Origin of the sequence: Pseudomonas sp. AA-38 (genome assembly GCF_029457475.1) — a bacterium.
Taxonomy (GTDB): Bacteria; Pseudomonadota; Gammaproteobacteria; order Pseudomonadales; family Pseudomonadaceae; genus Aquipseudomonas.
Genome location: NZ_CP120359.1, coordinates 2687741 through 2713742 on the forward strand (window position 1 = coordinate 2687741; position 26002 = coordinate 2713742).

The 26002-nt window shown below is 63.5% G+C and carries 21 protein-coding genes; 10 read left to right on the forward strand and 11 right to left on the reverse strand.

Translation table 11 applies throughout. The annotated features are described in order from the left end of the window. Positions 1-2 precede the first annotated feature (2 nt). Positions 3-770, forward strand: a complete 768-nt coding sequence (locus PVE35_RS12250; protein WP_277374803.1) for an SDR family oxidoreductase — start codon at positions 3-5, stop codon at positions 768-770. 147 nt (positions 771-917) lie between these two features. Here PVE35_RS12250 and PVE35_RS12255 read toward each other — a convergent pair whose 3' ends face one another. After that, the gene (locus PVE35_RS12255) at positions 918-1565 is read right to left on the reverse strand and encodes a hypothetical protein (protein ID WP_277374804.1); all 648 of its coding nucleotides are present in this window, start codon (positions 1563-1565) and stop codon (positions 918-920) included. Positions 1566-1666: 101 nt separating this feature from the next. Here PVE35_RS12255 and PVE35_RS12260 point away from each other — a divergent pair, with 101 nt between their 5' ends. After that, a complete protein-coding gene (locus PVE35_RS12260) occupies positions 1667-2446 on the forward strand; it encodes a TSUP family transporter (protein ID WP_268183817.1) in 780 nt (259 codons plus the stop codon). A 30-nt stretch (positions 2447-2476) separates the two neighbouring features. Here PVE35_RS12260 and nudC read toward each other — a convergent pair whose 3' ends face one another. The 7 genes from nudC to PVE35_RS12295 all read right to left on the reverse strand — a co-directional run bounded on the left by nudC (position 2477) and on the right by PVE35_RS12295 (position 10559). After that, complete coding sequence (nudC, locus tag PVE35_RS12265) at positions 2477-3301, reverse strand: NAD(+) diphosphatase (protein WP_277374805.1); 825 nt, start codon at positions 3299-3301, stop codon at positions 2477-2479. Between the two features lies 1 nt (position 3302). Continuing rightward, positions 3303-4982, reverse strand: coding sequence for a ferrous iron transporter B (locus tag PVE35_RS12270; RefSeq protein ID WP_277374806.1), 1680 nt, complete (start codon positions 4980-4982; stop codon positions 3303-3305). 46 nt (positions 4983-5028) lie between these two features. Further along, positions 5029-5841, reverse strand: a complete 813-nt coding sequence (locus PVE35_RS12275) for a crotonase/enoyl-CoA hydratase family protein (protein ID WP_268183812.1) — start codon at positions 5839-5841, stop codon at positions 5029-5031. Positions 5842-6043: 202 nt separating this feature from the next. Next, positions 6044-8287: an Orn/Lys/Arg decarboxylase N-terminal domain-containing protein gene (locus tag PVE35_RS12280; RefSeq protein WP_268183810.1), complete on the reverse strand. Its 2244-nt coding sequence runs from the start codon at positions 8285-8287 to the stop codon at positions 6044-6046. Between the two features lie 189 nt (positions 8288-8476). Continuing rightward, positions 8477-9208 carry a DNA polymerase III subunit epsilon gene (dnaQ, locus tag PVE35_RS12285; protein ID WP_268184287.1) on the reverse strand — a complete coding sequence of 244 codons (732 nt, stop codon included), beginning with the start codon at positions 9206-9208 and terminating at the stop codon, positions 8477-8479. Between the two features lie 100 nt (positions 9209-9308). Then, positions 9309-9758, reverse strand: a complete 450-nt coding sequence (gene rnhA, locus PVE35_RS12290; RefSeq protein ID WP_268183808.1) for a ribonuclease HI — start codon at positions 9756-9758, stop codon at positions 9309-9311. A 42-nt stretch (positions 9759-9800) separates the two neighbouring features. Continuing rightward, positions 9801-10559 carry a methyltransferase domain-containing protein gene (locus tag PVE35_RS12295; RefSeq protein ID WP_268183805.1) on the reverse strand — a complete coding sequence of 253 codons (759 nt, stop codon included), beginning with the start codon at positions 10557-10559 and terminating at the stop codon, positions 9801-9803. Between the two features lie 106 nt (positions 10560-10665). Between PVE35_RS12295 and gloB the strand changes: the two genes are divergently transcribed. Together gloB and PVE35_RS12305 are read left to right on the forward strand one after the other, a co-directional pair. Beyond that, positions 10666-11439 carry a hydroxyacylglutathione hydrolase gene (gloB, locus tag PVE35_RS12300; RefSeq protein ID WP_277374881.1) on the forward strand — a complete coding sequence of 258 codons (774 nt, stop codon included), beginning with the start codon at positions 10666-10668 and terminating at the stop codon, positions 11437-11439. Positions 11440-11808: 369 nt separating this feature from the next. After that, entirely contained in the window at positions 11809-13401 is a 1593-nt protein-coding gene (locus tag PVE35_RS12305) for a lytic transglycosylase domain-containing protein (protein WP_277374807.1), read from the forward strand. 3 nt (positions 13402-13404) lie between these two features. On the opposite strand, the gene PVE35_RS12310 is transcribed toward PVE35_RS12305, so the two are convergent. Then, positions 13405-14847, reverse strand: coding sequence for an HDOD domain-containing protein (locus tag PVE35_RS12310; RefSeq protein ID WP_268183801.1), 1443 nt, complete (start codon positions 14845-14847; stop codon positions 13405-13407). 174 nt (positions 14848-15021) lie between these two features. On the opposite strand from PVE35_RS12310, the gene PVE35_RS12315 reads away from it, so the two are divergent. The 6 genes from PVE35_RS12315 to fabI are packed head-to-tail and all read left to right on the forward strand — an operon-like array spanning position 15022 to position 23533. After that, a complete protein-coding gene (locus PVE35_RS12315) occupies positions 15022-16851 on the forward strand; it encodes an extracellular solute-binding protein (RefSeq protein ID WP_277374808.1) in 1830 nt (609 codons plus the stop codon). Beyond that, on the forward strand, positions 16848-18986 hold the full coding sequence (locus tag PVE35_RS12320; protein WP_268183798.1) for an ABC transporter substrate-binding protein: 2139 nt from the start codon (positions 16848-16850) through the stop codon (positions 18984-18986). The genes PVE35_RS12315 and PVE35_RS12320 overlap by 4 nt, the downstream gene beginning before the upstream one ends. A gap of 1 nt (position 18987) precedes the next feature. Continuing rightward, complete coding sequence (locus tag PVE35_RS12325) at positions 18988-20073, forward strand: microcin C ABC transporter permease YejB (protein WP_277374809.1); 1086 nt, start codon at positions 18988-18990, stop codon at positions 20071-20073. Positions 20074-20075: 2 nt separating this feature from the next. Next, on the forward strand, positions 20076-21095 hold the full coding sequence (locus tag PVE35_RS12330) for an ABC transporter permease (protein WP_268183796.1): 1020 nt from the start codon (positions 20076-20078) through the stop codon (positions 21093-21095). A gap of 1 nt (position 21096) precedes the next feature. Continuing rightward, entirely contained in the window at positions 21097-22710 is a 1614-nt protein-coding gene (locus PVE35_RS12335; RefSeq protein WP_268183794.1) for an ABC transporter ATP-binding protein, read from the forward strand. A 28-nt stretch (positions 22711-22738) separates the two neighbouring features. Beyond that, complete coding sequence (fabI, locus tag PVE35_RS12340; protein ID WP_277374810.1) at positions 22739-23533, forward strand: enoyl-ACP reductase FabI; 795 nt, start codon at positions 22739-22741, stop codon at positions 23531-23533. A 97-nt stretch (positions 23534-23630) separates the two neighbouring features. Here the strand turns inward: fabI and PVE35_RS12345 are convergent, their stop codons facing one another. Then, positions 23631-25478: a SurA N-terminal domain-containing protein gene (locus PVE35_RS12345; protein ID WP_268183791.1), complete on the reverse strand. Its 1848-nt coding sequence runs from the start codon at positions 25476-25478 to the stop codon at positions 23631-23633. Positions 25479-25666: 188 nt separating this feature from the next. After that, on the reverse strand, positions 25667-25939 hold the full coding sequence (gene hupB, locus PVE35_RS12350; protein ID WP_003282502.1) for a nucleoid-associated protein HU-beta: 273 nt from the start codon (positions 25937-25939) through the stop codon (positions 25667-25669). Positions 25940-26002: the final 63 nt, after the last annotated feature.

Here is a 26002-nt window from a genome sequence, read left to right on the forward strand (position 1 = left end):
CAATGTCCAAGACCCAACTGTTCGATCTCGACGGCAAGATCGCCTTCGTTTCCGGCGCCAGCCGCGGCATCGGCGAGGCCATCGCCAAGCTGCTGGCCCAGCAAGGCGCTCACGTCATCGTCTCCAGCCGCAAGATCGAGGGCTGCCAGGCCGTGGCCGACGCCATCATCGCTGACGGCGGCAAGGCCACCGCCATCGCTTGTCACATCGGCGAGATGGAGCAGATCACCAGCGTCTTCGCGCAGATCCGCGAGCAGTTCGGGCGCCTCGACATCCTGGTCAACAACGCCGCCACCAACCCGCAGTTCTGCAACGTGCTGGACACCGACCTGGGCGCCTTCCAGAAGACCGTGGACGTGAACATCCGCGGCTACTACTTCATGTCCATCGAAGGCGGCAAGCTGATGAAGGAAAACGGCGGCGGCTCGATCATCAACGTCGCCTCCATCAATGGCGTCACGCCGGGCGAATTCCAGGGCATCTACTCGGTGACCAAGGCGGCGGTGATCAGCATGACCAAGGTCTTCGCCAAGGAGTGCGCGGCCTTCGGTATTCGCTGCAACGCCCTGCTGCCGGGCCTGACCGACACCAAGTTCGCCTCGGCGCTGACCAAGAACGACGCCATTCTCAAGATGGCCCTGCAGCGCATCCCGCTCAAGCGCGTGGCCGACCCCAGCGAGATGGCCGGCGCGGTGCTGTATCTGGCCAGCGAAGCGTCCAGCTACACCACCGGCATCGCCCTGAACGTGGACGGTGGTTTCCTTTCCTGAAGCCGAATGCCATAAGCGACAAAGGCACCTTACAGGTGCCTTTTTTTGTAGGGTGCGCCATGCGCACCGCAGGTTCAGCGGTTGCTATCGGTGCGCACAGCGCACCCTACTCTGCAACCAGGGTCATCAGATGGCCGCAAGCGGCCGCTACCAGTTCTTCAACGCCGCTTCGGCCGCCGGGTTCATCGGTTCGGCCAGCAAGCCGGTCGGCGTCAGCCTGACGCTATAGGTCGCGTCGGCAGCGATCGGCAGATAGGTCACACGCAGCGCCTGCGGCTCGAACAGGAACAGGTCGCGCTGATTCAGCCGCAACCAACGCCAGAGATCGATGCCATAGAGGCTCTGCGCCAGTTGTACGCGGCCATGCTGAGCCAGGGCCTGCTGTTCGATGGCGAGAAAACGCCCGGACAGGCGCTCCAGACGATACCCCGGCTGTAGGCCGATCAGCGCCGCGATGCCCTTCCAGCGGATCAGTCGCCCATCGAGCTGCCACATGTCCCCTTCCAACGTCACCTTGCGCTCTCGCCCACCCTCCAACAGAGTGACGCTGTAGCGCTGTGGGCCATCGGCCTTGAAACTCAGGGTCACCAGAGGTTTGTCGTCCGGCAACGGCGAATAGGAGTACAGGTCGTAGGCCACCAGCCCCACCAGCGTCGCCAGTGCCAGGAACGCCAGCCCGCAGGTGCCGCGCAACCACCCCAGGAACCAGCCGCTGTTGAGCAGAATGCGCAGCGCCACCAGCAGCGCCAGCACTGCCAGCAAGGCAGTTGCCCAGGCCAAGCCGTTGTATTGCATCGGTCACGTTCCTTCTCTGGCAAAATCAGGGCATTATGCGCAGCTCTTTTCACGGCGAACAGCCAGCAGGCTGCGCATTCGCCCACAAGTCGACACTTTCCATGCCCTTCGCGCTCGAACTTGCCATCGATCCCAGTACCCTCGCCATTCTTGCCCTGGTGGCCTTCACGGCCGGCTTCATCGACGCCATCGCCGGTGGCGGCGGTCTGCTGACCATCCCTGCCCTGCTCACCGCCGGCCTGCCACCCCACCTGGTGCTGGGCACCAACAAGCTCTGCGCCACCTTCGGCTCGGGCACGGCCGCCTTCACCTTCTACCGACGCAAGTTGTTCGACCCCAGCCAGTGGCGCAATGCCCTCTTGGCGACACTGATCGGCGCCCTGCTCGGTGCCGTGATCGCACACTGGCTGCCGGCCGAATGGCTCAACCAGATGCTGCCGGCAGTGGTTTTCGCCTGCGGCCTGTACCTGTTGTTCGGTCGCACGCCGGAAGCGCCCAGCGAGCAGAACCTGCCCATCGCCCGTGGCAGGCAATGGCCGCAAGGGCTGAGCCTAGGGCTTTACGATGGCGTCGCCGGGCCCGGCACTGGCGCGTTCTGGACGGTCAGCAGCCTGCTCATGTACCCGCTCGACCTGGTGCGCGCCAGCGGCGTGGCGCGCACCATGAACTTCGTCAGCAACGCGGCGGCATTGGTGGTATTCATCGCCTTTGGCCAGGTGGCCTGGGTGCTCGGCCTGAGCATGGGCGCGGCCTTGATGGTCGGCGCCTTCCTCGGCGCCCGCACGGCGATCAGGGGCGGCTCGAAGTTCATCCGCCCGGTATTCATTCTGGTGGTACTGGCGCTGACCGCACGCCTGGTCTGGCAGCACTGGGTCGGCTGACACGAATCCCGGATTGCATCCGGGCTACGCTCATTGCGGCAGTTGCGGCTCGGGCAGGCCCAGACGGCGTGCCACGTACAGATCGATCAGATGGCGGGCGATGGAACGCGAGGCGGGCAACGGCGGCAGGTCATCCACCCGGAACCAGCGCGCGTCCTCGATCTCGTCTTCCTGCATGACGATCTCGCCACCGGCGTACTCGGCATGAAAGCCCAGCATCAGCGAATGCGGGAACGGCCAGCCCTGGCTGCCGATGTACTGCAGGTTGTGCACCTGCAAGCCCACTTCTTCGTGCACCTCGCGCGCCACGCAGTGCTCCACCGACTCACCCGGCTCGACGAAACCGGCCAGGGTGCTGTAGACGCCGGTAACGAAACGTGGCGAACGCGCCAGCAGGATTTCATCGCCACGGGTCACCAGCACGATCATGCTCGGCGACAGGCGCGGGTAATGCTGCGACTCGCAGGCCTCGCAGCGCATCGCCCACTCGCCCGGCACCTGTCGCGTGGCCGCACCGCAACTGCCACAGAAACGATGCTCACGCTGCCAGGTGCCGATCTGCGCGGCATAGGCCAGCATGCGGAAGGTCTCGACTTCACCATGCAACATGAACTGACGCAGGCTCTGCCAGGAACAGCCCGGCAGCTCTGCGGCAGAGTCGAGTTGCAACAGATAGACCGGCTGCTCGTCGAAATGCCCGATGCCTTGTTCGCTGAGGATCGGCAGCTCCTGGCGCTTGATCCAGTCACGCGGAAAGAGCACGCCGTTGCTATCGGCGAGAAAGTGCTGACGGTCGTACAGCAAGGCCCAGCCGCCTGGCTGGGTCGGATCGATATAGCGGTGCCGCCAGGCCATGTCAGGCCGCCACCGGCATGCCGAGCGCTCTGATGCTGTCCTCGGCCAGGTCGAGCACACTCGGCTGGGTCTCGGGGCGCAGCACGGCGCCCGCCTCGAGGTAGTACTCCAGGCTGCTCAAGGCATCGGCGAGGGTTTCCAGCATCTGCTCCGACGGCATCTGCGCAGCGTCGAGCATGCGTGTCTGGATGTACTCGGCGCAGGCGCCAACCAGCGCGGCGGCGCGCCGCTGCTCGAGGAACCAGAGACCACCGCGCACTGCCTGCAGGCTGAACGGCACGTTGGCCAGGTGCATCTTGTCACCAGCGGATTCGAGGTAGGCGGTGATTGCGCGCTTGGCCAGAGCCAGACCGGCCTGCGCCTCGCCGACCACGACGATGCGCGCCTCGTTGAGCTGGTGCAGGGCGAAGGATTCGGCATCGCTCAGCGCCGCACTCGGCACCGGCTGCGCGTCGCGCCGCGAACCGCTTTCCAGACTGGCCACCATGCCTTCGACATAGAGCACGGCATCGGCCAGCTTGTGCAATTGCTCCAGCGCCGGCGGCTCGCTGTCGTTCCACGCGGCTACCTGCGGGAGCTGGACGCTCAAGGCATTGCCGGCGGAGCTCAGGCCCACCATGCTCAGGGTCTTCGCCAGCTTGCCCAGCAGCGCATGCAGGGTACCCAGGGTATCCTCCTGCAAGGTGCCGCGCTCGAGCAGATCGAGCATGTCCTTGACGCTGGTCAGCTCCTCACGAATGGCCGTGGACAAGGAGCGCATCACCGCCTGCCCCGGCCCAGCCAGACGCTGGTATTCCTCTTCCAGCAGGTGGTCGGTGAATGGCAGCGGCGTAAGCCCGAACACCTCGCGCATGGCACTGGCCAGCGGCCCATGGCTGTCAGCCAGGGCTACCAGATACAGCAGCTCCTTGAGCAGGCTGCGCGGCGCTTCGTAATGCGGGTTGCCGAGCATCAGTTTCAGTTCGCGATCCAGGCGCAGGAACAGTTGCTTGCGCGATTTGCGCGGCAGCAACTGGCCATCGGCCTGCGACTCGATGGCCGCAGCGCCGATCCAGCACATGCGCCCACGCGCCTCGCTGGCGAACAGGCTGTCCAGCCGCGCCATGGCGCGCACCATCAGCTTGAGGCTGGCCTGGGTGTTCTGTTCACGGACGAAGCCCAGCAATCCCACCTGATACATATGTCGCAGGCGCCTGGCCTGCACCTGACGGGTGGCCTCATCGACCGCCGGCGCCGAGGATTGCGGGCGCGCCTGATCGAGACGCAGGCTGAAGAAGAAACTTTCCGGCAACGGCGGCTGGCTACCGGCCTGACGCAGGTCGTTGATCGCCGGCAACAGCAGTTCGGGCATTTCCTGGCGGTGCACGTCGAGGCTCTCGAGGTAGCGACGTAGCACATGCAGGGCGTTGCTCAGCGCCGCCAGTTGTACGTCGCGCTCTTCACCGGCGCCAGCCGGAATGTCGGTGGCCTGATCGAGCACTTCCTGCGCCAGCAGCTCGGCACCGGCCAGCTCGATCAGGTTGAGCGTGCCGCGCACCTGTTGCAGGCTTTCCACCGCCTGTTGCAACAGGCTGCCGTTATGCCGCTCGACGATGAACTGCTCGAGACTGCGCTCGGCCTCTTCCATGGTGTTGAACAGTTCATCACGCACCAGGTTCAGGGATGTCGCTCCGCTCACCATACGCTGGGCACCTCGCAAGTTGCGCCGCACAAGGGTCTACATGGCATCAGTCTGCGAACTCCGGCTTCTGCTTGCTCATGTGCGCGGCAATGGCCAGACGCAGATCCTCGGATTGCAGCATGGCCGCATTCCAGGTAGCAATGTAGTCGAGCCCGTCATCGACCCGGTGGTCGCGCATGTAGCGAATCATCTGCTTGGTGCCGCGCAGGGCGATCGGCGACTTGCCGGCGATCTCGCCGGCAAGCTGCATGACACCCGCCAGCAGCGCCTCCTGGTTGTCATAGGTACGGTTGACCAGGCCGATACGAGCCGCCTCCTGGCCATCGATGCTGCGCCCGGTATAGGCCAGCTCGCGCATCATGCCGTCGCCAATGATCCGTGGCAGACGCTGCAGGGTGCCGACATCGGCGGCCATGCCCATGTCGATTTCCTTGATGGAAAACTGTGCATCGACGGTGGCGTAGCGCATGTCGCAGGCGCTGATCAGGTCGATGGCGCCACCCAGGCAATAGCCCTGGATAGCCGCCAGCACCGGCTTGCGGCACTGGTCGACGGCATTGAACGAGGCTTGCAGTTCGAGAATCTTGCGCCGCAGCGCGTCGGCGTTGCGCCCGACGTCCTTACCGAGCTGGGCGGCGACCGAGGCCAGCAGCATCAGATCGATGCCCGAGGAGAAATGCTTGCCAGCGCCGGAAAGCACCACCACACGCACGGCGTCGGTGTCGTCGACCCAGCGGAAGATCTCGATGATTTCCCGCCAGAAATCGGCGTTCATCGCATTGACCTTTTCCGGGCGATTGATCTGCACATGGGCGATCTTGTCCACGAGTTCGACGCGGAAGGCTTGATACTCGGGCATGACGGTCATCCTCAGCCGCTGACTTGGCAGCGCAGTCATTATTTTTGCGAACTAATAGCCGCGCAACTATAACAAGCACGCTGCAAAAGTCGATGCCGACACTGTGATGCACGCCTCGTCCAAGGTTTTAAAAACCACTTTGACTATGGCGATTAAGAGGTTGATCTGGCTGGATTCTTGCTCGGCGCGACAACGCCTCGCCTTACTCGACCAGGCAATCCACGCAATAGCGGTCGTCCTCCACTTGCAGGCCGTGGACATCGATATCGAAGCCCGGGAAGGCCTGGTCGAAAGTCCGTGCAAAGCTCAGGTAGTCGAGAATCGAGCGCGTCGCCGCAGTGAAACGCTCGCCCGGCATGATCAACGGAATACCCGGCGGATAGGGCACCAGCATCACTGCTGCGATGCGCCCTTCAAGGCGCTCCACCGGCACCGCCTCCACCTCGCCGCGTACCAGACGGTCATAGGCATCGGCCGGCTTGATCGCCACCTCGGGCAAGGCCGTGTACATGGTCTTCAGCGCCCTGGCGGTGGCGTTATCGCGATAACAGCCGTGCAACGCATCGCACAGATCGCGCAGGCCCATGCCCTGATAGCGGCTTGCACCGGCCTGAGCGATGGAAGGCAGCACCTGCGCCAGGGGCAAGTTGGCGTCGTAGCTGCGCTTGAATTCCAGCAGCTCGGTCAGCAAGGTGCTCCACTTGCCCTTGGTGATGCCCATGGAGAACAGCACGAGGAAGGAGTACAAGCCGGTCTTTTCCACCACCAGCCCGCGCTCCCAGAGAAACTTGCTGACCACCGCCGCCGGGATACCCTGCTGCTCCAGGCGGCCAGCGGCATTGAGCCCCGGCATCACCAGGGTTACCTTGATCGGGTCGAGCAGGACGTAGTCCTCGGCCACCTCGCCGAAACCGTGCCAGTCGGCGTCGGGCTCAAGCAGCCAATCGGCGGTGGCCACCCCTTCGCTGCCCTCGCCCAGGGTCGGCTGCCAGATGCTGAACCACCAGTCGTCCGCCGCCAGGTTGCGCCGCACGTTGGCCAGGGCGCGGCGGAAACTCAGCGCCTCGTCGAAGGTTTCCTGGATCAGCGAGCGCCCCGCCGGGCCTTCCATCATCGCCGAGGCCACGTCCAGCGAGGCGATGATGCCGTACTGCGGCGAGGTGGAAATGTGCATCATGAAGGCTTCGTTGAAGCGGTCGCGATCCAGTTGCCGCTGCCCGCCGTCCTGCACGTGGATCATCGAGGCCTGGCTGAAGGCGGCCAGCAGCTTGTGGGTCGAATGGGTGCTGAACACCAGCGGCGTCTGCTCGCCGCCTTCGGTGCCCATGCCGTAACGCCCGGCATAGAACTCGTGGAAGGCCGCGTAGGCGTACCAGGCCTCGTCGAAATGCAGCACCTCGACGCTGTCGCCCAGGGTGCGCTTGATCAGTTCGGCGTTGTAGCACAGGCCGTCATAGGTGGAGTTGGTCACCACCGCCAGCTTGACCTTGGGCGCACGCCCCCGTGCCAGCGGGCTGGCATCGATCTTGGCCTGGATCGATTCCTTGCTGAATTCGCAGAGCGGGATCGGCCCGATGATGCCCAGCTCGTTGCGCTCCGGCGTCAGGTACAACGGGATGGCGCCGGTCATGATGATCGAGTGCAGGATCGACTTGTGGCAGTTGCGATCCACCAGCACCAGGTCGTCACGGCCGACCATCGAATGCCAGACGATCTTGTTCGCCGTGGAGGTGCCGTTGATCACGAAGAAGGTGTGATCGGCGCCGAAGTTGCGCGCCGCGCGGGCCTCGGCTTCGGCCAGCGGGCCGGTGTGATCGAGCAGCGAGCCCAGCTCTGGCACCGACACGGAAAGATCCGAGCGCAGGGTGTTCTCGCCGAAGAACTGGTGGAAGGCCTGGCCCACCGGGCTCTTGCGGTAGGCCACGCCACCGCCGTGCCCCGGCGTGTGCCAGGAGTAGTTGGACTGCGCGGTATGCTGCACCAGGGCCTTGAAGAATGGTGGCAGCAGGCCTTCGAGGTAATTGTGCGCAGCGCGCGCCACCTGCCGGGCGAGAAAGGACACGGTGTCTTCGTAGAGATAGAGAATGCCGCGCAGGCTGTTCAGATCGGCCATGGCTTCGGCCGGCGCATTCTCGATGGTCACCTGCTCGCCGAGGGCGAAGATCGGCAACTGCGGCGCGCGCACCCGCGCCACGCGAATCAGCTCGACCATGTCCTGCAGCAGCCGACTGTTCTCCCCAGCGCCTTCGCCAGCGACCAGGATGCAGGCCAGCCCATGGTGGGTCGAGGCGACGATACGCCCCTCGGTGGAGCTGGCCGTGGGCAGGATGCTGAAACCGTCGAGCTCCAGCTCGTGAGCGATGGCGCGCACCCGATCACCGGCCACGGTATCGGCCTTAATGTCGCGATGGACGATGAGAATGGGGAACTTGAGGTCTTTGTACATGCTGACATCCTGAGCGGTGGCAGGCAGGGCCTGCCTATCGACTCAGGTTAGAGGCTCCCCCGAACGGGCGGAACCCCCTGGGCATCAGGCTGTAAGAAAAGGTCGCAATGAAGCAGCTACAAGCTGCAAGCGGCAAGCTTCAAGTAAGAGCAAACGCCCTCTTGCAGCTTGTCGCTTGAGGCTTGCAGCTCAGGACTCCTCCAACTGCGCCCACAGCGCCGGGCCGCCGGCGGATTTTTCGATGGCGGCCAGGCGGGCGGCGTGTGCGGCCAGTTCCTCGGCGCTGGCGCGGATCACTCGAGTACGGGCGCGGCTCGGGTCGAGGCGGCGGATCGGTGTGGCCTGCTGACGCCCGCTGCCGTCGCCATCGCCCTCTTCACCGGCCAGCGACAGATGGGTTTGCCCACCAGTCATCGCCAGGTAGACGTCGGCGAGGATCTCCGAGTCGAGCAAGGCGCCGTGCAGTTCGCGGTTGGAGTTGTCGACGCCATAGCGCTTGCACAGCGCATCGAGGCTGTTGCGCTGGCCCGGATGGCGCTCGCGCGCCAGCATCAGGGTGTCGAGCACGCTGCAGTAGTCGCTGACGTCGGCGCGCTCGCTCTGCCCCAGCAGGGCGAATTCGTTGTTGATGAAGCCAACGTCGAACGCCGCGTTGTGAATGATCAACTGCGCGCCCTTGATGAATTCGTAGAACTCATCGGCCACATCCTTGAAACGCGGCTTGTCGGCAACGTACTCGTTGGTGATGCCGTGAACCGCGATCGCGCCCTCGTCGATCTCGCGATCCGGGTTCAGGTAGACATGAAAATGCCGGCCGGTCAGACGCCTGCCCAGCACCTCCACACAGCCGATCTCGATGATGCGGTGGCCGTCGGTCACCGGCATACCGGTGGTTTCGGTATCCAGCACGACCCGTCTGATGACGCCGTTTTCTGTACTCACGCTCACACTCTCTCTTGAAACTCGGGGGCCGCTGCCGACGGCGGCATGTTACCGCAGCCGCACAAGCGCCCCTAATGACTCACTGCCCACGAACCTCATCGACGCCACGGTTGGCCAACTGATCGGCCCGCTCGTTACCAGGATGACCGGTATGGCCACGTACCCACTGCCAGCTCACCTGATGACGGTTGACCTCTTCATCAAGCTTGCGCCAGAGGTCGGCATTCTTCACTGGCTCTTTCGCGGCCGTCTTCCAACCGCGCTTCTTCCAGTTCGGCAACCACTCCTGAATACCTTTCATCACATATTGCGAATCGGTGACCAGCTTGACCTTGCAGGGGCGGGTCAGGGCGACCAGCCCGGCGATGGCCCCCATCAGTTCCATGCGGTTGTTGGTGGTACTGGGGTCACCGCCCCACAACTCCTTCTCCGCCCCCTTGTAGACCAGCAACGCGCCCCAGCCGCCTGGGCCGGGATTGCCCTTGCAGGCACCATCGGTGTAGATCACCACTTCATCGGTTTCAGACATTCACAGGCTCTGTTGGAAATTGCTCGGCTGGGGGGCACCCTGTCAGTGCTCGACGTCGCGCCGACTGAGCTTGGCCACCGGCAGCGGCAGCAGCTTGCCCATGGGCTCGCGGCGCACCTGTGGCAAGGGGCGTAATCCCACCACCAGCTTGCGCGCCACCAGCAGGTAGAAACCCGCCCCCGGCAGTTGCCAGGCCTCCCCCCAACGCTCCAGTCGCCGCAGGCGCATTTGCCAGGCGAGCGACGCAAGCGGCGGACGATAGCATCCGAAGCGGCGTTTCTCCAACGCGAAGCCCAGCAAGGACAGCCAGTCGCCAACCCGGTTGGGGGCGATGCAACGTGCCTGGCGCAAGCCGTCGCGGGCAAACAGCCGGCGCGCGCCCCAAATGCTCCTGGGATGGATGCCAAGGATCAGCAGATGCCCGCCAGGCCGCACGCTGCGCGCGGCCTCGCGCAGCAGGCCATGGGGTGACAGGCTGAAATCCAGGCCATGCTGCAGTACCACCACATCGGCGGCATGCTCTCCCAACGGCCAGGCTTGTTCCTCGCAGACGATCTGCACACCCGGCATGGGCGCACCCAGGCGCACATTGTGCTGAATCTGCCTGGCATGGGGCGGGCCTTCGGCGCCCGGGCCGTAACTCACCAGATAACCGCCGAAGAAACGCGCCAGCTCTTCGTCCAGCAAGCGTCGCTCTTCTTCCAGCAGCAATTGGCCAAGCGGCCCGGCCAGCCACTGACGGGCCTCGCCGATGAGTTTCAGCCACTCGGGGTCGGCCTGGGCGAATGCCTGATCGCTCATCACGACTCCTCCCTAAAGGTTGCCGGCGGCACGAACCGCCCTGATCGCTTGCAGCCTGTGGCTGCTCTTATAAGATGCACCTTTATCACCGGCTTAGCGACCCATGATGATCCAGATCGATGCCCTGCCCGCCTTCAACGACAATTACCTCTGGCTGCTCCAGGATGCCGGCACGCGCCGCTGCGCGGTGGTCGACCCGGGCGACGCCGCCCCCGTGCGCGCCTGGCTCGAGGCCCATCCCGATTGGCAGTTGAGCGATATTCTGGTCACCCACCATCATTTCGACCATGTCGGCGGCGTCGCCGAACTCAAGGAAGCTACCGGCGCGCGCGTGTATGGCCCGGCCAGCGAGCAGATTCCGGCACGCGATGTCGCGCTGGCAGGCGGCGAGACCATCGAGGTGCTCGGCCTGCCCTGGCAGATCATCGCGGTGCCCGGTCATACCCTTGGGCATATCGCCTATCACCAGGCCGAGCAGCACCTGCTGATGTGCGGCGATACCCTGTTCGCCGCCGGCTGCGGCCGCCTGTTCGAGGGCACGCCGGCGCAGATGCACGCCTCCCTGCAACGCCTCGCCGCCCTGCCGGATGCCACGCAGGTGTACTGCACCCACGAGTACACCCTGAGCAACCTGCGCTTCGCACAAGCGGTGGAGCCGGGCAACACGGAGCTGCAGGCGCGCGTCGAGCAGGTCAGCCAGTGGCGGGCACAGGGACGCATCAGCCTGCCGTCCAGCATTGCGCTGGAGCGCGCGACCAACCCCTTCCTGCGCGTAGAGGAAGCCGAGGTGATCGACAGCCTGGCCCGCGCCGATGGCCAGCGCAGCACCGACCCACAGGCGGTATTCGCCGGCTTGCGCGCGTGGAAGGATCGCTTCTAGCAGGCCGTTGAAAAACGTTGGCGAGGCAGGCAAGACAATCCGCGGCCCCGCATAAACAGCCGCAACGACCAGCGGGAGTAACAGCCGAAGGCTGGCCCGAAGGGCGAACGCAGTGAGTCAAAAAGCACTGGGCCCGCATTCGGGTTTACGTGTTGTAAATGAGCATTTTGAAGGCGTTTTTTAACGCAGCATTGCCAGCGCAGGCAGTTTTTCAACAGCCTGCTAGGGCTCGACGGGCGCGGCTCGTATATGAGGGGCCTGTGACGGCTTGAGAGGGATACAGGTCACAAAAGCCTGGTGAAAACTTGACCACCCCCGCTTCGGTTTCTAGAATCGCCCGAACTTTTTTCGGGGAACCCCTCTCAGCCAATGCCGTCACCTACGCGCAAGCCATTGAAAATAAAGGCGTTGGCGCAGAGCGTGCGAATGTCCGCCCTGCTCTGCTGCGTGACCCTGGCTGGCTGCCAGAGTTTCTCACCTTCGGCTACCGACGACAGCGTGACCACCCAGCGCGCGATCGGCCTCGAGCGTGAGCCCGAATGGCTGAGCCTCGACGCCAAGACCCGTGACTATCACGATATCTGGGAGCGCCTGCGCGACGGTTTCAAACTGCAGGATGAAATCGACACCAACCCGCGCATCGAGCGCCAGCGCCTGTGGTTTGCCAGCAACCCGCAGCACGTGGAAGCCGTCAGCGAACGCGCGGCCCCTTACATTCATTACATCGTCGAGCGCCTGGCCGAACGCGGCATGCCGATGGAACTGGCACTGCTGCCGGTGATCGAGAGCGCCTACGACCCGCAGGCCTACTCCCCGGCACAGGCGGTTGGTCTCTGGCAGTTCATCCCTTCCACAGGGCGCGTCTACAACCTGCGCCAGACCAACTGGTACGACGGCCGACGCGATGTCACCGCTTCTACCCGCGCGGCACTGGATTATCTCAGCCGCCTGCATGAGATGTTCAATGGTGACTGGCTGCTCGCCCTGGCGGCCTACAATGCGGGCGAAGGCCGTGTCAGCCGCGCCATAGAGCGCAACGAGAAGCTGGGACTGCCCAGCGATTACTGGAACCTCTCGTTGCCCAAGGAAACCGAGGAATACGTGCCCAAGCTGTTGGCACTGTCCCAGGTGATCTTCACCCCGGAAGCCTATGGCGTTACCCTGGCCCCCATCGCCAACGAACCCTACTTCGAGCAGGTGGCGATCAAGCAGCACATGGATCTGTCGCGCCTGGCACAACTGGCCGACCTCGACGAGACCGAGCTGTTGCAGCTCAATCCGGCGTACAAACGCGGCGTCACCATGGACGGCCCCCAGCACCTGCTGATACCGGCGCAGAAGGCCGAGATGTTCAGCGCCAACCTGGCCTTGATGAAACCGCAGGAGCTGGTGGACTGGCAGACTTACAGGGTGCACGCTGGCGACAGCCTGCATGCCATCGCCAACCGCTATCATCTGACGGTCAATACGCTCAAGGAAGTGAACCAGCTTTCCGGCAACCGCCTGAGCATCGGCCAGGAATTGACCATCCCGGCCAAACCCGGCACCCAGCCCAGCGAACCGATCTTCCAGCGCAGTGGTACGCAGCTCGCCGCATCCAGCGGCAGCGTGCGCAGCTATCGGGTCAAGGATGGTGACAACCTCTGGCAGATCGCCCGTGACCATCAGGTTTCGGTGCGCGAGTTGCAACAATGGAACAAGCTGCAGGGCAATCAGCTCAAGATCGGCCAGACCCTGCGCCTGCAACCTACAGCGACCACCGCGCTGGCCAGCGCCGGCAACAGCACGAGAGCGGCCAGCAGCAGTCGCGACAAGGCCACCTATTACCGAGTGAAGAAAGGCGACTCGCTGTACGTCATCGCCAAACGCTTCAATATCGACACCAAGACCCTGCAGGACTGGAATCGCCTTTCCAGCCATGCCCTGCAGCCGGGGCAGATGCTGACTCTCTACCTGCCCTGATCCTCAGCGCTTGCTCAAGGCCCCCAGACAGCGGCCGGCCAGCAGCGTGAAGCGCTGAAAGGCAACGAACTGCTCATGGCGCAAGGCGCGCCCCGACAGATGGCAATCGGCATACAGCACGCCGACCTCGCGACCATTGGCCAACACGGGTGCGATGAAGAACATGCCAGCCCCAAGGCTCTGGCGGATGGGCAGAGTCACCAGCTCATTGAGACTGTAGCTGGCCGGAACGCCCATCCAGATCGCCTCCCGATGCCTGAGCGCGTAACTGAAGATATGCGGCTGCTCCACCTGCACGGCAGGCAGGACGAAATCCCTCAGCCAGACTTCGGTCTGCTCACCGATCACCCGCTTGGCGCGAAAACGGCTCTGCCCATCGGCCAGCACGGCGAGCATCACCCGCTCCAGCCCTGCTCCACGGTGCAAGCCGTCGAGCACGCTGGACAGGATCTGCTCGACGTCGCTGCGTTGATTGGCCATCAAGCCCAGATCCTGCAACGCCTGCTGCATGAACAGCAGATCGGGTTGCAGCAAGCGCGCCTGACGCGCCTGCTGCTGATCGAAAATCTGTGCCGGATCGGTGCTCGGAATCAACCGGCACAGGCTGCTCGCGCCGAAGGTGGAGGCGACCTTGACCGCCTCATCGGCACTGGCCAGCACCTGCTGCAGGCTTTCCTCCGGGCCCAGGCCGATAAAGGGCGCCACCTTGTTCAGCAACGCCTCCATCGCCGGTGAACCCCACCCCTCGAGCGCGGCCTTGCTGATCTGCACGCCGAGCTGCACCGCCTTGACCGCCGGATGGGTGTGCGAACCCCCGGCATGCGCCAGACTGACCAGTTCACCCAAGCCCCAGCTTTTCGCCAGGCCCTGGGAGAGCTGGCGGAAGCTGGTGCCCAACACCCTCTGCACCACCTCCTCGGCCTCGGCACCGGGCACTTCCAGGGCCTGCGCCAGCTCATCGGCCTGCTCGCCACCGGCGCTCCAGAAAGCCATCTCCCCTAGCTGATGCAGCAACGCGGCGATGAATACTTCCTCCTCATGACCATTGAGCACGTAGCTGCTGAGGTTGCGCGCCTGCACCGCCGCGTGGAAAGCACTGGCCAATAGCTCCTGCAACTGTTGACGCGGTCTGTGCGTGAGCAGCCCATCGATGAGGCTGACCGACAGGCTGATCAGGCGCACGTTGTCGAAGCCGACCAGCACGATGGCTCGTGAAATGGTGCGGATGCTTTCCTGCGAAGGGTTGTAATAGACACTGTTGGCGACGCGCAGCACCTTGGAGGTGAGGCTCGCATCACGCAGCAGCACATCGGCCAGTTGCTGCACCGAGGCGTCGTTCTGCTGCGCCAGGCGTTGCAGGTCGCGCACCACAGCGGTCAGTGCGGGCAATTCGGTTTGACTCAGGCGGTCGATCCATGACTGCGTACCATGACTGCGTTCGACCAAGATCGAGCCCTCGTTGTTTTCTGACAGTGTATGCCAAAGTGCCGCCATTGCCTGCCTGCTGCGTTCAACCCGTACATGGCGTTGCAAACGCTGCTCTTTTTCCTGTTCGGACAAGCTGTTACTGTACCGACGCAATAGCGCCAACGCCGCCCCAGGATCGAAATTTCACGCCCGATGCGTTTCCTCTTCCCGCTGTTTCTCAGTCTGGTCTTGAGCCTTCCCGCCTCTGCGGCCATCAGCGAAAGCCACGGCTACGCGCAGTTCGGAACCCTCAAGTATCCCGCCAGCTTCAGTCATTTCGACTGGGTCAACCCGGATGCGCCCAAAGGCGGCACGCTGCGCCTCATGGCGTCAGGCACCTTCGACACCCTCAATCCCTACACGCTCAAGGGCACCAGCCCGATCGCCACCGCGCATTTCCTGCAGTACGGCGTCAACGAGCTGAACGAGCCCTTGATGGTCGGCACCGGCATTTACGACCCCTCCGGCGACGAGCCGGCGTCCAGCTATGGCCTGATCGCCAAGAGTGTCGAGTACAGCGAGGATCGTAGCTGGGTGGTGTTCAACCTGCGTCCCGAGGCCCGATTTCATGATGGCAAGCCCATCACGGCGTATGATGTGGCCTTTTCCTATCGCCTGCTGCGCAACGAGGGCCATCCGCAATACCGCACCAACCTGCAGGAGGTGAAGCGCGTCGACATTCTGGGCCGGCACCGCATCCGCTTCGTCTTCAAGCGCGCCGGCAATCCACTGCTGATCCTGCGCCTCGGCGAGCTGCCAGTCTTGCCTCAGCACTACTGGAAAGGCCGCGATTTCAAGGCGACCACCTTCGAGCCAGCGCTGGGCAGCGGCCCCTATCGCATCGTCGAGGTGGTGCCGGGTCGGCGTCTGGTGTTCGAGCGGGTCAAGAACTGGTGGGGCAAGGATCTGCCGGTCAATCGTGGCAAGTACAACTTCGACCGGGTCGAGGTGGAGTTCTACCGCGACAGCAACGTCGCCTTCGAGGCGTTCAAGGCCGGTGAATTCGACTTCTATATCGAGAACCAGGCGAAGAACTGGAGCAATGGCTATCGCTTTCCGGCCGTGGTTCGTGGCGATGTGGTGCGCGCCGAGATCCCGCACCAGATACCCACCCAGACCCAGGCCCTGTTCATGAATACCCGCCGCGCGCTGTTCAGCGACCGCCGCGTGCGCGAAGCCCTGGGGTTGATGTTCGATTTCGAGTGGACCAACCGCACCCTGTTCAACAACGCCTACATACGCGCGGCCAGTTATTTCCCCAATAGCGAGTTCTCCGCCACCGGCAAACCGGAAGGCGCCGAATGGCTGCTGCTGTCGCCCTACCGCGAGCAGTTGCCGGCGAAGCTCTTCACCGAGCCGTTCAAGATGCCGGTTACCGCTGGTCGGGGCATTCCCCGCGAAACCCTGCGGCGGGCGCTAGGCCTGCTCGCCGAGGCCGGCTGGAAGCCCATCGGCCAGCAGTTGCGCAACGCCCGTGGCGAGCGCCTGGAGTTCGAGATCATGCTGGTCAACCCCAGCCTCGAGCGCATTCTCCAGCCCTATGCCGCCAACCTGGCCAGTATCGGCATCCAGGCCAACCTGCGCACGGTCGACCGCGCCCAGTACAAGCAACGCCTGGATCAGAACGACTACGACATGATCCTGCTGACCCTGCCTCAGACCCTGAGCCCAGGCCTGGAACAGTCGTTGTATTTCCACTCCAGCCAGGTCAAGGTGCGCGGCGGCAAGAACTACGCAGGGATCAACGACCCAGTGGTCGACGCCATGATCGACAAGCTGCTGTCGGCCAAAACCCGTGACGAACAGGTCGCCGCCATGCGCGCACTGGATCGCATCCTGCTGTGGCAGCACTACAGCATCCCCAACTGGTACATCAATTATCACCGCCTGGCGTACCGCAACCGGTTCGCCTTCGTCACCACGCCGCCCTATACCCTGGGCCTGCGCACCTGGTGGCTGAAGCCCACGGAGAACGCTCGATGACAAACCCGCTGCGCAGTTTCCTGCTTCACGGCAGCAGCCTCATCCTGCTTGGCCTGTCCGGCCTCACCTTCGCCGCCGCGCAACACGCCGTGACCCTCTATGACGAGCCACCCAAGTACCCGGCCAACTTCCAGCATTTCGACTACACCAACCCCGATGCGCCCAAGGGCGGCACCCTGCGTGAAGCCGGCTTCGGCGGTTTCGACAGCCTCAACCCCTTCATCAGCAAGGGCGTGCCGGCCGACGATATCGGCCTGATCTATGACACCCTCACGGTGCAGAGCCTGGACGAGCCCTTCACCGCCTATGGCCTGGTGGCGGAAAGTATCGAGAAGGCTCCGGACAACGCCTGGGTGCGCTTCCACCTGCGCAAGGCCGCGCGCTTCCATGACGGCATGCCCATCACCGCCGAGGATGTGAAATTCACCTTCGATACGCTGATGAGCAAGGGCTCACCCATGTACCGCGGCTACTATGCCGGCGTAGAACGGGTCGAGGTGGAATCGCCACACAGCGTACGCTTCATCTTCAAGCACACCGGCAACCGCGAGTTGCCGCTGATTCTCGGCCAGCTCCCGGTGCTGCCCGAACACTGGTGGAACGAGCTGGACAACAGCCAGTCCGAGCAAGCCCCCCGGCTCGGTGACGAGGCGCTTCAGGCGAAGCTGGAGACCACCGAGGATAACCGCTCGATTCTCCTCAGCCTGCCCCAGGATGCGCGCCTGAACGACAAGCAGCCACTGAGCCTAGAACTACTGCGGCGCAATCTGCAGTTCGCCAGCCAGGGCGAGGCTGCGCTCGCCGCGATCGCCAAGGTCAGCGAAGACGCCCCCCAGACCCTGCGTCTGGAGCTGCGCCAGCCGGCCGACGACAACCTGCTCGAAGCGCTGCGCCAACTGCCGCTGCTGCCGCCCAAGCGTGATTTCAGCAAGAGCAACCTGGACGCTCCGCTGGGCAGCGGCCCTTATCGGGTCGGCGAGGTTCGCGCCGGGCGCAGCATCCGCTACGAGCGGGTCAAGGACTGGTGGGCCAAGGATCTGCCGGTCAGCCGCGGCTTCTACAACTTCGACGCCATCCAGTTCGATTACTACCGCGACAACACCGTCGCCCTGGAAGCCCTGAAGGCCGGGCAGTTCGACTACTGGCTGGAGATGAGCGCGAAGAACTGGGCCACCGCCTACAGCACCCCGGCGGTCGCCAATGGTCAGTTGATCAAGGAAGAAATCCTCAATCGCAATCCCACGGGCATGCAGGGCTTCATCTTCAACACCCGCCGTGCGCTCTTCCAGGATCGCCGCGTGCGCGAAGCCCTGAGCCTGCTGTTCGATTTCGAGTGGGCCAACAAGCGCCTGTTCAACGGCGCCTACACCCGCACCCGCAGCTACTTCGACAACTCCGAGCTGGGCTCCAGCGGCCTGCCCAGCGAGGCTGAGCTGGCCATTCTCGAGCCCCTGCGCGGCAAGATTCCCGCCGAGGTGTTCAGCGAGGAATTTCGCGTACCGCAAACCGACGGCAGCGGCATCATCCGCGAACAGCAGCGCCGCGCCTATCAACTGCTGCAACAGGCCGGCTGGCGTATCGACGGTGACCGCATGCTCGATGCCCAGGGCAAGCCGGTCAGCTTCGAGTTCCTCCTGGCCCAGGCCGAGTTCGAGCGCGTGCTACTGCCGTTCAAGCGCAACCTGGCCGATCTCGGTATCGACATGGTCATCCGCCGGGTGGACGTGTCGCAGTACATCAATCGCCTGCGCTCGCGGGATTTCGACATGATCGTCGGCGGTTTCGCCCAGTCCAACTCCCCCGGCAACGAACAGCGCGAGTACTGGCATTCCTCCAGCGCCGACAACCCCGGCAGCCGCAACTTCATCGGCCTCAAGGATCCGGCCATCGACAAGCTGGTCGAGGAGCTGATCAACGCCGACTCGCGGCAGGATCTGATCAACCACACTCGCGCGCTGGATCGAGTGCTGTTGTGGGGCCACTACGTGATCCCCAACTGGCACATCAAGACCTGGCGCGTGGCCTACTGGAATCGCTTCGAGCATCCCAAGGTGACGCCGCTCTACGATATCGGCCTGCATACCTGGTGGGAGCGCACCGACCTGCCCGCTGCCGACGCAGAGGCGGCGCAATAAGATGCTGGCCTATATCCTGCGCCGTCTGCTGCTGATCATCCCGACCCTGTTCGGCATCCTGGTGATCAACTTCATCATCATCCAGGCCGCTCCCGGTGGCCCGGTCGAGCAGATGATCGCCAAGCTCGAAGGCTTCGACGCAGCCAGCGGCGGCGCCACCAGCCGTATCGCCGGTGGCGGTGCCGAGGTCTCGGTAGCCGGCTCCAACTACCGTGGCGCCCAGGGCCTGGATCCCAAGCTGATCGAAGAGATCGAGAAGATGTACGGCTTCGACAAGTCGGCCCCGGAGCGCTTCTGGATCATGCTCAAGAACTACGCCCACCTGGATTTCGGCTCCAGCTTCTTCCGTGATGCCAAGGTCATCGACCTGATCGTCGAGAAGATGCCGGTGTCCATCTCCCTGGGGCTGTGGAGCACCCTGATCATGTACCTGGTGTCGATCCCGCTGGGCATCGCCAAGGCCACCCGGCATGGCAGCGCCTTCGATGTCTGGACCAGTTCGGCCATCATCATCGGCTACGCCATCCCGGCCTTCCTCTTCGCCATCCTGCTCATCGTGCTGTTCGCTGGCGGCAGCTACTGGGACTGGTTCCCCTTGCGTGGGCTGACCTCGAACAACTTCGACGAACTCAGCCTCGGCGGCAAGATACTCGACTACTTCTGGCATCTGGTGCTGCCGGTCACCGCCCTGGTCATCGGCAACTTCGCTACGCTCACCCTGCTGACCAAGAACAGCTTCCTCGACGAAATCGGCAAGCAGTACGTGACCACCGCCCGCGCCAAGGGCCTGAACAACCGCCGCGTGCTCTACGGACACGTGTTCCGTAACGCCATGCTGCTGATCATCGCCGGCTTCCCGGCGGCCTTCATCGGCATTTTCTTCACCGGATCCCTGCTGATCGAAGTGATCTTCTCCCTCGACGGCCTGGGCCTGATGAGCTTCGAGGCGGCGATCAACCGCGACTATCCGGTGGTGTTCGGCACCCTGTTCATCTTCACCTTGCTGGGACTGGTCGTGAAACTGATCGGCGACATCACCTACACCCTGGTCGATCCGCGTATCGACTTCGAGAGCCGGGAGGGTTGAGCATGAAACTGTCCCCGCTCAACCAGCGCCGCTTCGAGCGCTTCAAGGCCCACAAACGCGGCTGGTGGTCGCTGTGGTTGTTCCTCATTCTGTTCGGCCTCAGCCTCGGCGCCGAACTGATCGCCAACGACAAGCCGCTGGCGGTGCGTTACGACGGCGAGTGGTATTTCCCGGTTTTCAAGCGCTACCCAGAAACCGTGTTCGGCGGCGAGTTCCCGCTGCAGGCCAACTACAAGAGCCCCTATATCCAGGAGCTGATCGCGGACAAGGATGGCTGGATGATCTGGCCACCGATCCCCTTCAGCTATTCGAGCATCAACTATGACCTGGCAGTGCCCGCCCCGGCGCCGCCCTCGGCGCAGAACTGGCTGGGCACCGACGACCAGGGCCGCGACGTGCTGGCACGGGTCATCTACGGCTTTCGCATCTCGGTGCTGTTCGCCCTGACCCTGACCCTGGCCAGCTCGGTGATCGGCGTCACCGCCGGCGCCCTGCAAGGCTTCTATGGCGGCTGGGTCGACCTGCTCGGCCAGCGTTTCCTGGAAATCTGGTCGGGCTTGCCGGTGCTCTACCTGCTGATCATCCTGGCCAGCTTCGTGCAACCGAACTTCTGGTGGCTGCTGGGCATCATGCTGCTGTTCTCCTGGATGAGCCTGGTGGACGTGGTGCGCGCCGAGTTCCTGCGTGGCCGCAACCTGGAATACGTGCGCGCCGCCCGCGCTCTGGGCATGAGTAATGGCGCCATCATGTTCCGCCACATCCTGCCCAACGCCATGGTCTCCACCATGACCTTCATGCCCTTCATCCTTACGGGTGCCATCGGCACCCTCACCGCCCTGGACTTCCTCGGTTTCGGCCTGCCACCGGGGGCGCCGTCGCTGGGCGAACTGGTGGCTCAGGGCAAGAACAACCTGCAGGCGCCCTGGCTGGGCATCAGCGCCTTCGCCGTGCTGGCGATCATGCTCAGCCTGCTGGTGTTCATCGGCGAAGCCGCGCGCGATGCCTTCGACCCGAGGAAATGACATGAGCCAGTCCGACATCCTGCTGCAAGTGCACAACCTGGCCGTCGAGTTCACTTCCGGCGAACAATGCCAGCGCGTGGTGGAGAACGTCAGCTTCGACATCCGCAAGGGTGAAACCCTGGCCCTGGTGGGCGAAAGCGGCTCGGGAAAATCGGTCACCGCGCATTCCATCCTGCGCCTGCTACCCTACCCGCTGGCACGCCACCCGGCCGGTAGCATCCACTATGCCGGCGAGGATCTGCTCAAGCTCAGCGAAGGGCGCCTGCGCGGTATTCGTGGCAACCGCATCGCCATGGTCTTCCAGGAACCGATGACCTCGCTCAACCCGCTGCACAGCATCGAGAAGCAGATCAACGAAGTGCTCGCCCTGCATAAGGGCCTGCGCGGCAAGGCCGCCAGCGCGCGCACCCTGGAGCTGCTGGAGCTGGTGGGCATTCCCGAACCGCACAAGCGCCTGAAAGCCTACCCCCACGAACTCTCCGGCGGGCAACGCCAGCGCGTGATGATCGCCATGGCGCTGGCCAACGAGCCCGAGCTGCTGATCGCCGACGAGCCAACCACGGCGCTGGACGTCACCGTACAGCTAAAAATCCTCGAATTGCTCAAGGATCTGCAGGCGCGCCTGGGCATGTCGTTGCTACTGATCAGCCACGATCTCAACCTGGTACGCAGAATTGCGCATCGGGTATGTGTCATGCAGCGCGGTCGCATCGTCGAACAGGCGTCGTGTGAACAATTGTTCCTGGCTCCCCAGCATCCTTATACCCAGGAACTGCTCGGCGCCGAACCCAGCGGCGAGCCAGCGGCCAACCCCGCCGGCGATACCATGCTGGCGGTCGACGATCTGCGTGTCTGGTTCCCGATCAAGAAGGGCCTGCTGCGCAAGACCGTCGACCATGTGAAAGCCGTGGACGGCATCAACTTCACCCTGCCCCAGGGCCAGACCCTGGGCATAGTCGGTGAAAGTGGTTCCGGCAAGTCCACCCTGGGCATGGCCATCCTCAAGCTGCTCGGCAGCCAGGGCGGCATCCAGTTCCAGGGCCAGCAGTTGCAGGGGCTGTCGCAGAAAGAGGTGCGGCCGCTGCGACGGCAGATGCAGGTGGTGTTCCAGGATCCGTTCGGCAGCCTCAGCCCACGCATGTCGGTGGGCCAGATCGTCGGCGAAGGCCTGCGTATCCATGGCATCGGGAGCGAGGCGGAGCAGGAACAGGCGATCATCGACGCACTTCTGGAGGTAGGGCTGGATCCGCAGACGCGGCACCGCTACCCCCATGAGTTTTCAGGCGGGCAACGGCAGCGGATTGCCATTGCCCGGGCACTGGTGTTGAAGCCGGCGCTGATCCTGCTGGACGAGCCCACCTCGGCGCTCGACCGGACGGTTCAGCGTCAGGTGGTGGAACTGTTGCGCGGCCTGCAGGCCAAGTACAACCTGACCTATCTGTTCATCAGCCATGATCTGGCGGTGGTCAGAGCGCTGAGTCACCAGTTGATGGTGATCAAGCAGGGCCAGGTGGTCGAACAAGGTTCGGCGGACGCGATCTTCAGGTCACCGCAACACCCTTATACGCAGCAATTGCTGGAAGCCGCCTTCATGGCTCCGGCAACCGCTCACTGATCCTTGAAACAGGAAGAGGAATAGCACAATGGGTTTTCTAACCGGCAAGCGTGTACTCATCGTTGGCGTCGCCAGCAAACTGTCCATCGCCTCGGGTATCGCCGCCGCCATGCACCGCGAAGGTGCCGAGCTGGCCTTCACCTACCAGAATGACAAGCTCAAGGGCCGCGTCGAGGAATTCGCCGCTGGCTGGGGCTCCAATGCCGAGCTGTGCTTCCCTTGCGATGTCGCCAACGATGAAGACATCGCGGCCGTATTCGAGGCCCTGAGCAAGAAATGGGACGGTCTGGACTGCATCGTCCACTCGGTCGGCTTCGCCCCGGGCGACCAGCTCAACGGCGACTTCACCGAAGTCACCACCCGTGAAGGCTTCAAGATCGCCCACGACATCAGCGCCTACAGCTTCGTGGCCCTGGCCAAGGCCGGTCGCGAGATGATGAAGGGCCGCAACGGCAGCCTGCTCACCCTCTCCTACCTGGGCGCCGAGCGCACCATGCCCAACTACAACGTCATGGGCATGGCCAAGGCCAGCCTGGAGGCCGGTGTGCGCTACCTGGCCGGCAGCCTCGGCCCGGAAGGTACTCGCGTCAACGCCATCTCCGCCGGCCCGATTCGTACCCTGGCCGCCAGCGGTATCGCCAGCTTCCGCAAGATGCTGGCCGCCAACGAGCGCCAGACCCCGCTGCGCCGCAACGTCACCATCGAAGAAGTCGGCAATGCCGGCGCCTTCCTCTGCTCCGACCTGGCGTCGGGCATCAGCGGTGAGATCCTCTACGTCGACGGCGGTTTCAACACCACCGCGATGGGGCCTATGGAAGAGTGATCTTCTAGAAGCCATAAAAAAACCCGCACCTGGTGCGGGTTTTTTATTGTCTGCCGCTCGAGGCAGATGCGGCGCCTCGACGAGGCGCCGCATGGGCTCAGAAGCGCTCGATATCGGCCTTGTCCTGCAACTGCTTGCGGTAGGCCGCGAAATCTTGCTGGCCTTCACGCGAGGCGAGGAAGTTGCGATACATCGCCAGTTCCTGCTCGCTCAGAGCGCCCTCCGGCACGCTCACGCCATCCAGACGCAACACCACGTAGTCGCCGTTGTTCAGCACCACGCCTGCGTAGCTGGGGGCATCCTTGGATTCAGGCTTGGCCATGCGGAACAGCGCCTGCAGCACCTTGGGCTCGACACCCTCCTGACTGCGGGTAACCGCTTCCTGGAGTGCCCAGGCCTGGGCCTTCTCGTCACCGGCCTTGACCGCCGCCAGCAGCCGCTCGCCTTCGGTCTTGGCAGCAGCCGTGGCACGCTCCTGCGCCAGATGGCTGCGAATGCTTTCGGCCACCTGCTCCAACGGCAGTTGCTCAGGCTTGAGATGCTGCTTGAGGCGAACCACCACGACATTGCTCGGGTCGAGCTCGATGGTCGAGCTGTTGGCACCATCCTCCAGCACTTCGGGGCTGAATGCAGCCTGCAGCACCTGGCGATTGGCCGTGATACCACTGCTACCACCCTCGCGTCCGAAGGGTTCGGTGACCTTCACCTCGAGGCCCAGCTCCTGGGCAGGCTGGGTCAGATCGGCTGACTCGAATGCCGAATCTTCCAGCTCCTTGCTCAGCTCGACGAAGCGCTTCTCGACCTGCTGCTCCTTGTAATCGCGGGCCAGCTTGTCCCGGATACTGGCGAAGCTCGGCACTTCCGGCGACTGCACGCCCAGCAGCTTGATCAGGTGCCAGCCGAACGGGCTCTTCACCGGCGCCGACACTTCGCCCTGCTTGAGCGCATAGAGCGCCTGCTCGAAGGCCGGGTCATACACACCCGGCCCGGCATAACCCAGGTCACCACCGTTGGCGGCCGACCCTGGATCCTGGGAGAACTCCTTGGCCAATGCGGCGAAGTCTTCGCCAGCATCGATCCGTGCCTTGATCTCTTCGATCTTCTGCTTCGCTGCGTCGTCGTCACCCTCGATCAGGATATGCGCCGCGTCACGCTGCTCGGCCAGGTTGGCGATCTCGCTCTGGTAAAGCGGTTGCAGCTCTTCGTCGGTGACCTTGACCTGATCGAACAGGCGCTCCTTGTCCAGTTGCACGTATTCCAGCACCACCTGCTCGGGGCTCATGAACTCGCTGGCATGCTCATCGTAGTAGGCTTTCACCTCATCATCGGCAACCTTGATCGCGGCCGGATCGGCCTTGACCGTGAAGCTGGCGAAATCGCGGGTCTGACGCTCGAGGCTGGCATAGGCGCGGGCCTGGTCTTCGGTGACGAAACTGCTGGCGCCGATACCGGCGCGCAGTTGGCCGATGAGCATTTCCTCTTCCAGCATCTGGCGAAATTGCAGGCGGGTGTAGCCCATCTGCCGGATCACCTGGTCGAAACGTGCGGAATCGAAACGGCCATCAGTCTGGAATTCCGGCGTCTGCAGGATGACCTGATCCAGCGCCGGCTGCGAGAAGGCAAAGCCCGCGTCCTTGGCGCCCTGCAGCAGCAGTTTGCGGTCGATCAGGCCTTTCAGCGCGGCTTCGCGCAGCAGCTTGTCATCGAGCAGCGAAGGGTCGAAATCACGGCCGAGCTGCTGCAGTAGCTGCCGGCGCTGCATCTCGACAGCCTGATTGAGTTCATTGAGGGTGATGGTGTCGCCATTCACCTCTGCCGCGTTGTTGCGGTTGCTGGTGCCGGTGACGATGGCCTCGAAGCCGGTGAAGGCCATCAAGATCACGATGAGGCCGATGATGACTTTGGCAATCCAACCGCGTGAATTGTCCCTGATGTTTTGCAGCATGCTTCCCCCAGAACGACCGTACAGAGTCACCAGTCGCGCAGTGTGGGTAATGTCCAGATAGAAGAAAGGCGCATCCTGTGGATGCGCCTTCTCGTAACGTGTCGGGTGAAAGGAGTCAGCGACTGCCTTGCCCTGCCTCCCGACTGACCACAGGGCGAACCCTGCGGCGAGGCAAACCCGGAAGACGCTTAGTTGACGGCGTCTTTCAGGGCCTTGCCAGCCTTGAAGCCCGGGATCTTGGCAGCAGCGATGTTGATCGGCTTGCCGGTCTGCGGGTTACGGCCGGTGCGAGCAGCACGCTCTTTGACAGCGAAGGTACCGAAACCAACCAGTACGACGGAATCACCAGCTTTCAGAGCGCCAGTGACGGATTCAATCACTGCATCCAGCGCGCGGCCAGCAACAGCTTTCGGGATATCAGCAGATGCAGCGATAGCATCGATCAGTTCCGACTTGTTCACTCTAAGTCCCCTTATTTCTGTTTAGTTTGTTTCTTGATTTTTAATGTAAGCAAAGCGGGCGCT